General features: G+C 36.3%; 1 protein-coding gene. It reads left to right on the top strand.

The features are described from left to right. The coding region (locus L8W64_RS08870; RefSeq protein WP_318529434.1) for a flagellin hook IN motif-containing protein at positions 1-805 on the top strand (805 nt) is incomplete at both ends.

The raw sequence follows: 805 nt of genomic DNA, 5'->3' as shown, positions 1-805 counted from the left end.
TAGATGATTTTAAATTCCAACCTGTAGTGATTTCTACTTCAGTAGGAACAGGTATGGGAGCTTTAGCTGAAGAGATTAATAGAGTTTCTGATATCACAGGGGTTAGAGCAAATTTCTTAGTTGAAACTACAGGTGTTGGTCCTATAAAAGCTGGTGTTACAAGTGATGATTTTAAGATTAATGGTGTAACCATAGGTAAAATAGAATATCAAGATAGTGATCAAAATGGAGCTTTGGTAGCTGCTATTAATTCAGTTAAAGATAGTACAGGAGTAGAAGCTTCAAGAGATGCTAATGGTAGACTTGTATTAACCTCAAGAGACGGTAGAGGGATTAAAGTAGAAGGTAGTATGGGTGCTGGTGCCGGTGTTTTGAAAACTGATTATGAAAATTATGGCCGTTTATCTTTAATCAAAAATGATGGTAAAGATATCTTAATATCAGGAGGTAATCTTTCTACTATAGGTATGGGTGCAACTCAAATGATCTCTCAAGCTTCTGTATCTTTAAGAGAATCAAAAGGAAGAATTGATACTAATGTAGCTGATGCTATGGGCTTTAATGCTTATAAAGGCGGTGGAAAGATGATAGTTACTGCTTCATCTTTATCTGCATATATGGAAGTAGATGGTAGTGGAATGAGCACTGGTTCTGGTTTTTCTGTAGGAAGTGGAAAAGAATATTCTAAGATATATGAAAACAATATGGTGTTTGCGACAGCATTTTCAGTTGCTTTTGGGGTTACTGCTCCAGCGGACGGTTCCTCTCAATTTGCTAACTTTAAAACTTCTATGGGTATAGCAGC

Source organism: Campylobacter sp. IFREMER_LSEM_CL1097 (assembly GCF_025772225.1).
Taxonomy (GTDB): Bacteria; Campylobacterota; Campylobacteria; order Campylobacterales; family Campylobacteraceae; genus Campylobacter_D; species Campylobacter_D lari_D.
The sequence above is the reverse complement of the archived record's forward strand: the minus strand, read 5'-3'. Positions and strand labels throughout refer to the sequence as shown.